This window comes from Nocardia macrotermitis (assembly GCF_009604405.1).
In the GTDB taxonomy this organism is placed as follows: Bacteria; Actinomycetota; Actinomycetes; order Mycobacteriales; family Mycobacteriaceae; genus Nocardia; species Nocardia macrotermitis.
Window position 1 is genome coordinate 79,947 of sequence record NZ_WEGK01000019.1, and the last position, 12,552, is coordinate 92,498.

General features: G+C 66.5%; 13 protein-coding genes. 6 read left to right on the top strand and 7 right to left on the bottom strand.

Annotated features, from left to right (window positions below; genetic code table 11):
• The first annotated feature begins 269 nt into the window (after positions 1 to 269).
• The 3 genes from NRB20_RS32095 to NRB20_RS32105 all read left to right on the top strand — a co-directional run bounded on the left by NRB20_RS32095 (position 270) and on the right by NRB20_RS32105 (position 2,517).
• Complete coding sequence (locus tag NRB20_RS32095) at positions 270 to 590, top strand: NAD(P) transhydrogenase subunit alpha (protein WP_153415163.1); 321 nt, start codon at positions 270 to 272, stop codon at positions 588 to 590.
• Positions 590 to 2,020 carry an NAD(P)(+) transhydrogenase (Re/Si-specific) subunit beta gene (locus tag NRB20_RS32100; RefSeq protein WP_153415164.1) on the top strand — a complete coding sequence of 477 codons (1,431 nt, stop codon included), beginning with the start codon at positions 590 to 592 and terminating at the stop codon, positions 2,018 to 2,020. The genes NRB20_RS32095 and NRB20_RS32100 overlap by 1 nt, the downstream gene beginning before the upstream one ends.
• Positions 2,021 to 2,196: 176 nt before the next feature.
• Positions 2,197 to 2,517 carry a hypothetical protein gene (locus tag NRB20_RS32105; protein ID WP_153415165.1) on the top strand — a complete coding sequence of 107 codons (321 nt, stop codon included), beginning with the start codon at positions 2,197 to 2,199 and terminating at the stop codon, positions 2,515 to 2,517.
• Here NRB20_RS32105 and NRB20_RS32110 read toward each other — a convergent pair.
• The 4 genes from NRB20_RS32110 to NRB20_RS38620 form a co-directional block, all read right to left on the bottom strand.
• Positions 2,511 to 2,795, bottom strand: a complete 285-nt coding sequence (locus NRB20_RS32110; protein ID WP_153415166.1) for a hypothetical protein — start codon at positions 2,793 to 2,795, stop codon at positions 2,511 to 2,513. The genes NRB20_RS32105 and NRB20_RS32110 overlap by 7 nt on opposite strands.
• A 31-nt stretch (positions 2,796 to 2,826) precedes the next feature.
• Positions 2,827 to 3,615, bottom strand: coding sequence for an oxidoreductase (locus tag NRB20_RS32115; RefSeq protein WP_153415167.1), 789 nt, complete (start codon positions 3,613 to 3,615; stop codon positions 2,827 to 2,829).
• Positions 3,616 to 3,685: 70 nt separating this feature from the next.
• Positions 3,686 to 4,261 (bottom strand): TetR/AcrR family transcriptional regulator, encoded by a 576-nt coding sequence (locus NRB20_RS32120; RefSeq protein ID WP_153415168.1) that lies wholly within the window; start codon positions 4,259 to 4,261, stop codon positions 3,686 to 3,688.
• 32 nt (positions 4,262 to 4,293) lie between these two features.
• On the bottom strand, positions 4,294 to 5,766 hold the full coding sequence (locus NRB20_RS38620) for an MFS transporter (protein ID WP_227834075.1): 1,473 nt from the start codon (positions 5,764 to 5,766) through the stop codon (positions 4,294 to 4,296).
• A 68-nt stretch (positions 5,767 to 5,834) separates the two neighbouring features.
• Between NRB20_RS38620 and NRB20_RS32135 the strand changes: the two genes are divergently transcribed.
• A complete protein-coding gene (locus NRB20_RS32135) occupies positions 5,835 to 6,287 on the top strand; it encodes an acyl-CoA thioesterase (protein WP_406603902.1) in 453 nt (150 codons plus the stop codon).
• A gap of 460 nt (positions 6,288 to 6,747) precedes the next feature.
• Here the strand turns inward: NRB20_RS32135 and NRB20_RS32140 are convergent, their stop codons facing one another.
• The 3 genes from NRB20_RS32140 to pdhA form a co-directional block, all read right to left on the bottom strand.
• A complete protein-coding gene (locus NRB20_RS32140) occupies positions 6,748 to 8,076 on the bottom strand; it encodes a dihydrolipoamide acetyltransferase family protein (RefSeq protein ID WP_406603906.1) in 1,329 nt (442 codons plus the stop codon).
• Between the two features lie 155 nt (positions 8,077 to 8,231).
• Entirely contained in the window at positions 8,232 to 9,212 is a 981-nt protein-coding gene (locus NRB20_RS32145; protein ID WP_153415171.1) for an alpha-ketoacid dehydrogenase subunit beta, read from the bottom strand.
• A complete protein-coding gene (pdhA, locus tag NRB20_RS32150) occupies positions 9,209 to 10,483 on the bottom strand; it encodes a pyruvate dehydrogenase (acetyl-transferring) E1 component subunit alpha (RefSeq protein ID WP_227834076.1) in 1,275 nt (424 codons plus the stop codon). The genes NRB20_RS32145 and pdhA overlap by 4 nt, the downstream gene beginning before the upstream one ends.
• A 202-nt stretch (positions 10,484 to 10,685) precedes the next feature.
• Between pdhA and NRB20_RS32155 the strand changes: the two genes are divergently transcribed.
• Entirely contained in the window at positions 10,686 to 11,225 is a 540-nt protein-coding gene (locus NRB20_RS32155; protein ID WP_153415172.1) for an Lrp/AsnC family transcriptional regulator, read from the top strand.
• Positions 11,226 to 11,681: 456 nt separating this feature from the next.
• Positions 11,682 to 12,485: an SDR family oxidoreductase gene (locus tag NRB20_RS32160; protein ID WP_153415173.1), complete on the top strand. Its 804-nt coding sequence runs from the start codon at positions 11,682 to 11,684 to the stop codon at positions 12,483 to 12,485.
• The last annotated feature ends 67 nt before the right edge of the window (positions 12,486 to 12,552 follow it).

Consider the following 12,552-nt stretch of genomic DNA (forward strand, 5'->3'; position numbering starts at 1 on the left):
CGGCTGTGGTTGAGACTGATTCGAGTGATTCCGGTGATTCGGATGTGGGGTCAGTCGCGGACGCGGTGGAATCGGACGCGGATTTGGTTGTGGGAAAGACTGATTCGAACGGGACCGGCCTGGGAGCGGGTTCGGAGTTGTCGGCTGCGAATGGGGCCGGTGCGGGATCGTCGTCGGCGGGTGTTGGATCGTCCACGGAGACAATCGGATCGGGCGGGTCGGGTTCGGATACTTCGGGTTCGGCTTCGGTGGGGAAGGAGTAGTCGCTGATGTATACGGAGTTGTTGGCGAATATCGCGATTCTGGTGTTGTCGGGTTTTGTGGGGTTCGCGGTGATCTCGAAGGTCCCCAATACCCTGCACACGCCGTTGATGTCGGGGACGAACGCGATTCACGGGATCGTGGTGCTGGGCGCGTTGGTCACATTGGGCAACGTGAAGGACCCGTCGATTCTGACGCAGATCATTTTGTTCGTGGCGGTGGTGTTCGGGACGTTGAACGTGATCGGTGGGTTCGTGGTGACGGACCGGATGCTGGGCATGTTCAAGGCGAAGAAACCCGGTGCTACCGGTGAGAAGGCGGATCGGTGATGCATACCTTCGATGACGTCAGTTATCTGGTGAACGGCCTGTATATTGTCGCGTTCGCGTTGTTCATTTACGGTTTGATGGGTTTGACCGGTCCGAAGACCGCGGTCCGCGGGAATCTGATCGCGGCGGCGGGGATGGTGTTGGCGGTGGTCGCGACCCTGATCTCGGTGCGGCACACCGGTAACTGGGTTCTGATCGTCGCGGGGATCGTGGTCGGTGTGTTGCTGGGGGTGCCGCCGGCGAAGTTCACCAAGATGACCGCGATGCCGCAGCTGGTCGCGGCGTTCAACGGGGTGGGGGGTGGCACGGTCGCGTTGATCGCGTGGTCGGAATTCCTCAATTCCCGCGGCTTCTCCCGGTTCGACGAGCAACCCACCGTGCATATCGTGGTCGGTAGTTTGTTCGCGGCGGTCATCGGGTCGATTTCGTTCTGGGGTTCGTTGATCGCGTTCGGGAAACTCCAGGAGATCCTGCCCGGCCGCCCGATCGGTCTCGGGAAACTCCAGCAACCAGTCAACCTGCTCCTGTTACTCGGCGCGGTCGCGTGCGCGATCGTGATCGGGGTCGGGGCGACCGGGCACGGGGTGTCACAGTTGTGGATGATCGCGGTGCTGGTCCTGTCCGGTGTGCTCGGGTTGATGGTGGTGTTGCCGATCGGTGGCGCGGACATGCCGGTGGTGATCTCGTTGTTGAACGCGTTGACCGGGTTGTCCGCGGCGGCGGCGGGGTTGGCGTTGAACAACACCGCGATGATCGTGGCGGGCATGATCGTCGGCGCGTCCGGTTCGATTTTGACGAATTTGATGGCGAAGGCGATGAATCGGTCGATCCCGGCGATCGTGGCCGGTGGGTTCGGTGGCGGCGGCACCGCCCCGGCTGGTGCTGGGGGTGAGCAGAAGCAGGCCAAGGCCACCAGCGCGGCGGATGCGGCGATTCAGATGGCGTACGCGAACCAGGTGATCGTGGTCCCCGGCTACGGCATGGCCGTGGCGCAAGCGCAGCACGCGGTCAAGGAGATGGCCTCGCTGCTGGAAGCCAAGGGTGTGGAGGTGAAGTACGCGATTCATCCGGTGGCGGGTCGTATGCCCGGTCATATGAACGTGCTGCTGGCCGAGGCGGAGGTGTCCTATGACGCGCTCAAGGAGATGGACGACATCAACGGTGAGTTCTCACGCACCGATGTGGCGTTGGTGATCGGCGCGAACGATGTCACCAACCCCGCCGCCCGTGAGGACGCTTCGTCCCCGATCTACGGGATGCCGGTGCTGAACGTGGACCAAGCCCACTCGGTGATCGTGTTGAAGCGGTCGATGAATTCGGGTTTCGCCGGGATCGACAACCCACTGTTCTACGCCGATCACACCTCGATGCTGTTCGGCGACGCCAAGAAATCCGTCTCCGCAGTCACCGAAGAACTCAAGGCGCTGTAGGGAAATTCGAGCAACAGGGAATTCACGAAACGGCCCGCACCGGAGACCCCGGTGCGGGCCGTTTCTCATCGATGGTGACGATATGGCGTCCGCCCACCGCAGGCGATTAGGCTGTGAATCGACCCGCCGGGCTGAGGCCCGGCACCGCACGCACGTCACTCGAATCAGGGGGCAGTATGACGTCCGGTGAACACCCCGATCTTCCTGCGGCCGTTGCCGATTCGGCGATTTTCGGCACCCCGCATCAGACACCCGACGGTGCGACCGTCATCACCGTCGCCCAACCCGGCGGCCGATTCCGGCGCGGGCCGCGTCCACTGGGCGCGATCGTGGTGCAGGGTGGCGAATCGAAGTGGATCCCCGCCACCGACGACACCCGAATCACATTGCTGGCCTTGCTGATCGGCCTCTCGGCCGCGACGCTGTCCTGCCTCGCGGTGGTGCGTCGCCCGCCGTGGCCGCAGTTGAACGTCACGGTGAGCAAGTGCCTTCAGTAGGTCGGCCGCTCCCGGGCCTCGATCGCGTCCTTGGCGTCCTTGAGCGAGGTTCCGGGCAGCATTTCCCGATAGAGCTTGATGGCCTGGATCTTCTTGCCCTGCGTGATCAGCGCGTCGATCGCGGCCATATCCGCGCCTGAGACGCTCCCGGGCATCGGTCGCGTCGGTGAATCCCGCAGTGGCGCAGGCGAATCGGTGATCCCCAGGTGCCGCATGATCAGGTCGAGCTTGTACTCGATGCGTTGCAGCCTGCGTTCGGCCCGCCGATTCTCGAACATGCCCGAACTCTAGCCGTCCGGGCCGCCCGGTTCACACGACTTTCAGTGTGCCGCCGTCGATGACGTAGTCCGCGCCCAGAATGTTCCCCGCGCGCTCGGAGGCCAGGAACGTCACCAGCGCGGCGACCTCCTCCTGTTCGGTGATCCGCGGCGAGGCCATCCCGAACTGCTGGGGGAGCGCGGCCAGGAATTCCTCGTGCCCCACGCCGTTGACCTCGGCGAGTTTCGCCCCGAAACGTCCGGATTCGCGCCACAGCGGCGTGCCGACCACACCCGGGGACACCGTGTTCACCCGCACTCCGAGCGGCCCGAACTCCTCGCTGATCCGTTTGGAGAAGGCGGTCAGCGCGGCCTTGGCCTCGCTGTAGCCGACCGGTCCGGCCGCGGGCAGCTGCGAGTTGATCGAGGAGATGGTGATGATCGCGCCGCGACGTTCGATCAGGCTCGGCAGCGCCGCCCGGGTGGCGCGCACCGCGCTCATCAGATTGAGTTCGTACATCCGCGCCCACTGGTCGTCGGTGATGTCGAGGAAGCCGCCGATGACCATCTTGTCGACGTCCCCGCCGCCCACATTGTTGATCAGGATGTCGATCCCGCCCAGTTCGGTGCGCGCGGCATCGAACAGCGCGGTCACCCCCTCGGTGGTGCTCAGGTCAGCCGAAATCGCTGCGACACTGGCCTTTTCGAGTTCGGGTGTGATGGTTCGGGCGCTGCCGACGACGCGCACGCCCTCCTCGGTCAGCGCCTGTGCGACGGCCAGTCCGATGCCGCGTCCGGCTCCGGTGACCACGGCGGTCCTGCCGGTCAGTCCGAGTTCCATGATGATGCCTTTCTTGAACTTCAGGTCAAAAATTGGGGCAGCGAAAAGTGTTGGGGTGGAAAGGAATAGGTCAGAGCACGTTCAGGGTGGTGTCGATGATGCGATGCAGTGCGGCCCGGTCGTAGCCCTTGCTCATGACGCGCAGTCCGACGATGTTGTTCATCAGGAATTCCGCCGTCGCCCGGGGATCGGTCTCGCGCGCGATATCGCCGTCGCGGCGGCCCTGATCGATCCGTTCGGCCAGCGTGTTGACGACGTGTTCGGTGATGGTGTTGATGGTGCGGCGGATCTGCTCGTCGTGTCCGGACAGCTCCAGCGCGGTATTGGCGGCCAGGCAGCCGCGTCGATCCGGATCCTCCAGGTCGGCGTCGACCAGGTGTCGCAGGTAGGTGCCGACGACCTCGCGAGTGCTCCCCGGCCGGGACATGAAATCCGCGGTCAGATCTGCGCCCAGGCGGTCGTAGCGGGCCAGTGCCCGCTCGAACAGTTCCCGCTTGCTACCGAAAGCGTTGTACAGACTGCCTTTTGCCAATCCGGTCGCCTCGGCGAGTTGGGCGGGTGAGGTGTTGGCGTATCCGTTGATCCAGAACGCCTCCATCGCACGTTCGATGACGGTGTCGTCCTCGAACGAGCGCGGCCTGCCCATGAGAAGGACGATAGCCCTTCTGGACCTCAGGGTCAAGAACTGGGCGCGACGATCCGCGCGCAGGCCGCACACACCAGGATCAGCGCCAGCGGGAAGAGCAGCGCCACGGTCAACGAGCTCAGGTCCGCGAGCCAGCCGATCACCGACGGTCCGGCCAGGAATCCGAGATAACCGAGACCGAAGACGCGGGACATATCGGTCGCGGCCGAGCTACCGCCGAGATTGCCTGCGGCACTGAAGATCTGCGGAACTCCACCCGCCAACCCGATCCCCAGCAACGCCCAGCCCGACAGCGTGGGCGGCAGCCACACGGAACACACGATCAGCGTCAGCCCGGCAGCCGCGAGTATCGCACCCCAGCGCACCACCGCGACCCGCCCGAATCGCCCGCTGACCCGGTCGGTGGCGAATCGACCCACGGTCATCGTCGTGGAGAACGCGCCGAATGCCAGCGCCGCGGTCGCATCGCTGACGCGGAGATGTTCGCGCACCTGCAAAGCACTCCAGTCGTTGGCCACGCCTTCGGTCAGCAGGAATGCGAAGGCGATGGCGGCCAAGGCCAGCACGTGCAGTCGACGAGTGCGCCGTACGCGCCGTTCGGGCGACGCACGGTCTGCCGCGGACCGTCGGGCCGCGGTGTGCGATGGTTCGGTCGCATTCCGCGTGGATCCGCTTGCTTCGGAACCGGGCTTGGTCGCGACGGGATCCGATCCGGTTGCGCTGGAACAAGAGTCAGTTGTCCCGGGACGGGAATTGGTGGTCTCGGCATCCGGTCTGATTGCGCTGGAACAATATTCGATTGTATTGGAGCAGGACTCGATGGTCCCGGTATCCGACCTGGTTGCGCTGGACCCGGTGGCGCGGACGTCGAATCCTGTTGCACCGGAGTCGGTTGCATCAGAACCGGATGCCGTTGTGCCGAAATCGGATTCGCTTATGGGCAGCAGCCTCGGAATGAACACCGCCAGGCTGAGCAGCCCGATCACCCCCGCGCCCGTCATGGTGACGCGCACATCCCACCCGTGATGCATCGTCGCCGCGCCGACCAGCGATCCGGCCAGCCCGCCGCAGGAGAACATCGCGTGGAACGCCGACATGATCGGCCGTCGGTAGGCCCGTTCGACCTGCACGGCCTGCGCGTTCATCGACACGTCCAGCGCGCCGTTGCCGGTGCCGAACAGCAGTAGTGCGATCGCCAACGTCAGCGGGCCGATCGCGAAGGCGGGGCCGAGGACCGCGAGCGAGATCCACACCCCGGCCGCGGCCACCAGCGTCCGGCTGCCGAAGCGGTCGGCGAGCGGCCCGGCGGCCTGCATTCCGGCGATACCGCCGAGCGCCACCAGCAGGATCAACAGCCCCAGCGTGCCCTTGGATACGCCGGTGCGCTGCGTGATCACCGGAATGTGCACCACCCACATCGCACACAGGAATCCGTTCAGGGTGAACACCCCGAAGACGGCGGCCCGCGAGATCCGAACCCGGGGAATCACGATCGCAGCACCCATCGGACCCACTGTATTGGCCGCACGGGCGCGCTGGTCGGCCGAACCGGACCGATCGCTACTGTTCGATGGTGACCAATGCTGAGGATTACCCCGTGCTCTGGCCGGTTCCCACCCGGTGGGCGGACAACGACCACTACGGTCACGTCAACAACGTCACCTACTACTCGTACTTCGACACCGCGGTCAACGCCTGGCTGATGCACGCCACCGGCACCGACATCCGCGACCTCCCCGCCATCGGCGTCGTGGCCCGCACCTCCTGCGACTTCCACGGCTCGCTCAGCTTCCCCGACCAGTTGCGCGTCGGCCTGCGCATCACCCGCCTCGGCCGCGCCAGCATCACCTACGACCTGGCCATCTTCCGCGAATCCGCCGACACCCTGGAACTCGCCGCCACCGGCGCCTTCGTCCACGTCTACGTGGACGACAAGACGCGCAAGTCCGTCGAGATCCCGGCTGTCATCCGGGAAGCCGCCACCACCCTCGTCGTCCCCGCACCCGATTCCGCCACGTCGCCCTGATGCTCACGCGCCGGTCGCCATCGGTGTGAACGCTGGACTTGCCGATACCTGTGCATTCGTCGAACCGATGGCTGGATTCGATTGATCTGGTGCGTCGGCCGTCCCGCATCGGCAGCTGCCATGATCGGTGCGGACATGTATAAACCGGCGCGGCCAGACGGACACTCGATCGTCCGTCCTGACCGAGACCGACTCCGGTTGCCGCCGAAATGCGTGGATCACACAGTGTCGCAAGCAGTTTCGTGTGGTAGCGGCCATCGCGCCGAATTGCGTGTTCGTGCTTCGTGGAGGTTGTGACTCGATCGCCTGGGCAGTCGTGATGCCGTGCGTCCTCGGGCAACGGAGCTCTCGGCGTCGAACGTGGGGGCACTGCCGACGCACGAAGCGAGCGGTCGAGGAGTCGGTAGCCGACCGCTCGAAGTCCTGGTTTCGAGACTTCACGGCGGCGGCTGAGTCACGGTCAGATGCGGCCCAACAGGGTCAGCGGGTCCTCGAGGAGTGAGGCGACCGTCGCCAGGAAGCGAGCCCCGAGTTCGCCGTCGATCATGCGGTGGTCGAAGCTCAGGCCCAGGGTGGTGACCCAGCGGACGGCGAGTTCGTCGCGGTAGACCCACGGTTGTTTGCGGATCGAACCCAGGCACAGGATCGCGCCCTCGCCCGGATTGACCAGGGGCACACCGGCATCCACGCCGAACACACCTACATTGCTGATGGTGAAGGTGCCGCCGCGCAGGTCCGCGGGGGTGGCCGAACCGGCGCGGGAGATATCGGCGAGCCAGCCGATCTCGCGGGAGAGTTCGCGCAGGCTCAGGGTGTGCGCGTCCTTGACGTTCGGCACCAGCAGGCCGCGTTCGGTGGCCACCGCGATGCCCAGGTGCACATAGTGTTTGGTGACGATCTCGCGGTTCTCCTCGTCCCAGAACGAGTTCACGCCCGGGAATTCGGCCATCGCCACCAGCGTCGCCTTGGCCACCAGTGCGAGCGGGGTGAGCGAGAGGCCCGCGAACGACTCGGTGGTGCGCAGATGGTCCAGCAGTTCCATCGAGGCGGTGAAATCCGTGGTGACGAACGTGCTGGCCTGCGGAATCGTCCGGGCGCTGGTGAGCATGGCGGCGGCGGTGCGTTTGCGCACACCGGTCACCGGGACCCGGGTCTCGCCGGTGCTCGGGGCCGGGCGGATGACGCCGCCGTCCGGGCGCATCGTCGGCACCGGCGGCATGGTGGGGCGCGGCGCACCCGGCAGCGCCTCGTCCTCGGGCCGCACCCGATTCACCGGCTGCGAGACCGGCACCGCGTGCCGCACATCCTCCACGGTGACCGCCCCACCCGGTCCGGACCCGGCGACGAAGGCCAGATTGATCCCGAGTTCGCGGGCCAGCGCGCGCGCACCGGGCGTGGCCGAGGGCCGATCCGGATACGACGGGGCGGGCAGCTGCTGCGTCGCATCGGGCGAATCCTGAACTCCCGCATCGGGATTCGGACGTTTACGAGTGCGTCGCGTGGTGGTCTCCTCGTCCGGGCCGTAACCGACCAGGACCGACCGCCGCTCACTCGGCGCGGGCGGCGTGGCCACTCCGCGATCGCTGCGCACCCGGATCAGCGGCGCGCCCACCGCGACGGTCTCACCCGGCGCGGCCAGCAGCTCGGTGACCTGACCGGAGAACGGACACGGCAGCACCACCTGCGCCTTGGCCGTCTCGACCTCGGCGATGGTCTGATTCAACTCGACCGTATCGCCCACCGACACCGCCCAGGAGACCAGTTCGGCCTCGGTCAACCCCTCACCCAGATCGGGTAGCCGGAACTCGAGTACCCGTGGATCGTCGGTGCCGTCCGGGAGGGGATCCGCCCCGCTCGCGCGGGTGTTCTCCGCCGGGTTCCGACCGATCGGCCGGGGGTCGTGTGCGGCAGCGTCGTCCAACGGGCACCTCTGTCTGAACGGGATCAGGCGGCAAGCGTTCGGTCGACCGCGTCCAGGATGCGGTCGGGGTCGGGCAGGTGGTGCCGTTCGAGCTTAGCCGGGGGATACGGGATGTCGAAGCCTCCGACGCGCAGAATCGGCGCTTCGAGCTGGTAGAAGCAGCGCTCGGCGATCCGGGCGGCGATTTCCGCACCCAATCCGGCGAAGACCGGGGCCTCGTGCGTGACGATCAGCCGTCCGGTGCGCAGGACCGACTCCTCGATGGTGTCGAAATCGATCGGCGAGAGGCTGCGCAGATCGATGATCTCGAGTGAACGACCCTCCCCGGCCGCGATCTCGGCGGCGGTCAGCGCGGTGCGGACCATGCCGCCGTACGCGACGACCGTGGCATCCGAACCCGGGCGGCAGACGCGGGCCCGGTCCAGCGGATACGGATCCCGGTCCAGCGCCGCGAAATCCACCTCGGCCTTGTCCCAGTAGCGGCGTTTGGGTTCGAGGAAGACGACCGGATCGTCCAGCGACACGGCCTGGCGGATCATCGTGTAGGCATCGGCCGGGGTGCTCGGCGAGACCACGCGCAGCCCGGCGGTATGCGCGAAATATGCCTCGGGCGATTCGGAATGATGTTCGACCGAACCGATCCCGCCGCCGAACGGAATGCGAATCGTGATGGGCGCGAGCACATTTCCCGACGTCCGATAGTGGATCTTGGCGACCTGGGAGACGATCTGATCGAACGCCGGATAGACGAATCCGTCGAACTGGATCTCACACACCGGCCGGTAGCCGCGCAGCGCCATGCCGAAAGCCGTTCCGATGATGCCGGATTCGGCCAGCGGCGTATCGATGACGCGATTGTCGCCGAAATCCTTCTGCAAGGTGTCGGTGACCCGGAAGACGCCGCCGAGCCGGCCGATGTCCTCGCCCATCAGCACGACCTTGGGATCGTCCTCCAGGGACCGGCGCAACCCGAGGTTGAGTGCCGCCGCGAAAGTACTGGTCATGGCCGTACTCCTGTCAGATACGCGGTGTACTCCCGGCGTTCTCGATCCACCAGCGCGTGCGGGGTGGCGTAGACGTGCTCGAACAGATCCTTCGGTTCGGGATCGGGCATCTCGATGGTCGCGGTGCGCAGGCGGGCGCCGACCCGGTCCGAACGCTCGCGTACCTGTTGTTCGAAATCGTTGTCCCACAAGTCTTCTCGTTCGAGCAACCGGCGGATCCGGTCGATCGGATCGCGACGCTGCCACAGTTCGGTCTCGGCGGCCGAGCGGTAGCGGGTGGGGTCGTCGGCCGTGGTGTGCGGGCCCATCCGGTAGGTGATCGCCTCGATGAACGACGGGCCGCCACCGGCGCGGGCGCGGGCGACGGCCTGCCTGGTCACGGCCAGTACCGCGAGTACGTCGTTCCCGTCGACCTGGACGCCCGGTATGCCGTAACCGTAGGCGCGGCGCACGATCGGCGTCGCGCTCTGGACACGCACCGGTTCGCTGATCGCCCAGTGGTTGTTCTGGCAGAAGAACACCACCGGCGCACTCCAGGTCGCGGCGAAACCCAGGGCCTCGGCGATATCGCCCTGACTGGTCGCGCCGTCGCCGAAATAGGTGATCACCGCGATCTCCGCGCCGTCCAGATGGGCGGCATAGGCGTAACCGGTCGCGTGCAATCCCTGGGAGCCGACCACGATGGCCGGATTGGTCATATTGATCTGCGCGGGATCCCAGCACGAATGCGCGACCCCGCGCCACAGCCGGGTGATCTGCGCGGGATCGACGCCGCGGCAGTAGGCCACGCCCGCCTCGCGATAGCTGCAGAACACGTAATCGTCGTGGTGCAGGGCGTGCGCGGAACCGATCTGCGACGCCTCCTGGCCGAGCAGCGGTGGCCAGAGTCCGAGCTGGCCCTGGCGTTGGAGTGCGGTGGCCTCGGTGTCGATGCGCCGGGCGACGACCATGTCGAGGTAGAGCTGCCGCAGCTGATCCGGGCCGATATCGGCGACCAACGCGGCGTGTTCGCGATCCAGGACGCGGCGGCCGTCGGGCTGGACCAACTGCACCGGGTAGGCGATCTTCTCCGGCGGGCTCGTCGCGGCGGAGATCACTCCGGCGGGGATCGCGGTCGGAGCGGTCGCGTCGGTCGCGTGTGCTGGTGGGCCGGTATCGATCGCGGTGGTCGGCTGCGGGTCGGTGCCGACCGGGCGCGGGGTGTTCGCGCTGGTCGGGGATGTGGGCGACATGGCCCGGGTCGTGGCCGTCGCCGTGGCGGTGGTGGGCATGAGTGCCGCCTTCCTGAAACGTAGCCGGTCGGGTACGTCTGCCTTTCCTGGCGTGTCGCCGGTCCGGGATCTCCGGGCCGCGCGAGATGGAGATGTGCTCTACTTCACAGCATCCACGATTGGGCGACCTGCGCAAGTAGTGACATGCATGCTGTGCATAATGCGTGATCTTTGGTGGCGAACGGCTGTCATACTGCATTACATGTCCAGCGCAGAACCTTCCGGAGCCGTTGTCGACGCGACCGATGCCAGGCTGTTGCTCGAACTGGTCGCCAATCCCCGGGCGACCGGTGTCGAGCTCGCCACGCGACTGGGGCTGTCGCGCAATACCGTGCAGGCCCGGCTCGCGCGCTGGGAGGCGTCCGGTGTGCTGGCCGAATTCGACCGGCGCGTCGACCCGCGTGCCCTGGGGTATCAGCTCGCCGCGTTCGTGGCGGTCGTGGTGGATCAGCATCAACTCGATTCGGTCGTCGCCGAACTGGCCGAGGTCCCCGAGGTCACCGAGGTGTGCGGAATGACCGGTCTGACCGACCTCACCGTCCGCGTCGTGGCCCGCGATGCCGACGATCTCTACCGGATCGCGGGTCGCATCCTGAAGATTCCGGGCGTCGAGCGGACGAACATGGCGCTGGTCATGCAGCAGTTGGTCGGTCCCCGCACCGCACCCCTCCTGCAACGTCTCGCCCGAACCAACGGCTCCCGCCAGGACCCCACACGCACTGCCGCTCGCCCCACCCGCTGACCGCGCCGAGGAATCCTGATGTGTGAATCCATCGGAGTGCGTTCGCGCATCCGCATGCGGCTCGATGCGGCTTCGTGGAGTGTGCGGCACCCGGGGCGCGTGCCGTTGATGCGACCGGCTCGGTCGAGCGTGCGCCGAAACCTGTGCGACAAGGGTTTCCATCAGTATGTGTGAATCCATGGGAGTACATGCGCATCCGTATGCGGCTCGGAGTGGCTTCGTGGAGTGCATGACAACCGAGGCGCATCCCGTTGAGATGGCCGGGTCGATCGAGTATGTACCGATGTGAGCGAATCGATCTGTGCGGCAAGGGCTTCCCTCAGCGCTCGGGTGGGGCCGGGTGTTCGACGCTCTGGTTCCGGTGGTGTGCGTGCGATGTGCGGGCGTGTCGGTCTTCGTGGGCGATGACGCTGGGAACGCGGTTCGGTTCGCCGGGGCGGGGTTAGGGTGCGAGACATGGATGTTTCGGGCAAGGTGGCGATCGTTACGGGGGCTGGGGCCGGGATCGGGGCGGCGTTGGCGCGGGGGTTGGCCGGGGCCGGGGCGAAGGTGGTGCTGGCCGATCTGGCCGTGGCCGTGGTCGAAGTCGGGGCGGAGTTGGGGGAGCGGGCGGTGTCGGTGGTGGGTGATGTGACCGATGTGGCGGTGATCCGGGAGCTGGTGGCGCGGGCCGAGAGTGAATTCGGGCCGGTGGATCTGTATTTCGCGAATGCGGGGATCTTCGGGGCGCGCGGACTGGACGGCAGCGACGAGCAGTGGGCCGCCGCGATGGAGGTCAATGTGATGGCCCATGTGCGGGCCGCACAGGTGCTGATTCCGGGCTGGGAGCAGCGTGGCAGCGGGTATTTCGTCGTCACCGCCTCGGCGGCCGGGTTGCTCACGCAGATCGGATCCGCGCCCTACGCGGTGACCAAACATGCGGCCGTCGGGTTCGCGGAGTGGCTCAATATCACCTACGGGGACAAGGGAATTCGGGTCAGCTGCGTCTGTCCGATGGGTGTGGACACCGATCTGCTGCGCGCGGGGAACGAGGATTTCACCGAGGCCGCGGCGAACGAGGAGGCGATCCGCGCGGTCGTCGCCGCGGGCGAGGTGCTCACCCCCGAACAGGTGGCCGCGGACATCCTGTCCGGTGTCGCCGACGAGCGCTTCCTGATCCTGCCGCACGCCCAGGTGCTCGAGATGTACCGGCACAAGAGCGCCGACTACGACCGCTGGCTCGCCGGAATGCGGCGTTACCAGGCCACCCTCCAGCGGTGAGTTTCTTGAACACCTGACCGAATTCGGTCCACTTTCGCACGATTGGCCGCTGACTGGACTGCTCGAT